The following is a 350-nucleotide window of genomic DNA, read 5'->3' as shown; positions in this document are numbered from 1 at the left end:
ACGAGCACCCGGCGGCGCCCGGCGGTGCGCGCGGGCAGAGCCCCGCCGCCACTCTCGCCGCCGCTCTCGCCGCCACCCGCCGCGTACTTGCTGATACCCGCCGCGACGATGGTTTCGCGCAGCGCCGCCGCCCGCGCCAGCAGGCGCTCGTCGAACGCGGTCTGCGCCAGGATCAATTCCAGATCGCTCGGCGAACGCGGATCGAAGTGGATGCCCGCGTGATCGACCACCACCGAGGACGGCGGCACCAGATTGCTGCCCAGCCCGACCGAGCGCACGAAGCCATCCTCCACCCGGACGAGGGGCACGCCCGCGCGCCGCGCCGCCTCGGTGAGCTGCGGCGTGACGCG

The 350-nt window shown here is 74.9% G+C and carries 1 protein-coding gene; it reads right to left on the bottom strand.

Going from position 1 to position 350, the window contains the following annotated elements:
- A partial coding sequence (locus MTR62_RS19220) for a capsular polysaccharide export protein, LipB/KpsS family (RefSeq protein WP_456152714.1) occupies positions 1-350 on the bottom strand: 350 nt, incomplete at both ends.

The organism is Novosphingobium organovorum, from assembly GCF_022832435.1.
Classification (GTDB): Bacteria; Pseudomonadota; Alphaproteobacteria; order Sphingomonadales; family Sphingomonadaceae; genus Novosphingobium; species Novosphingobium organovorum.
This window is presented reverse-complemented; position numbering and strand designations above follow the sequence as displayed.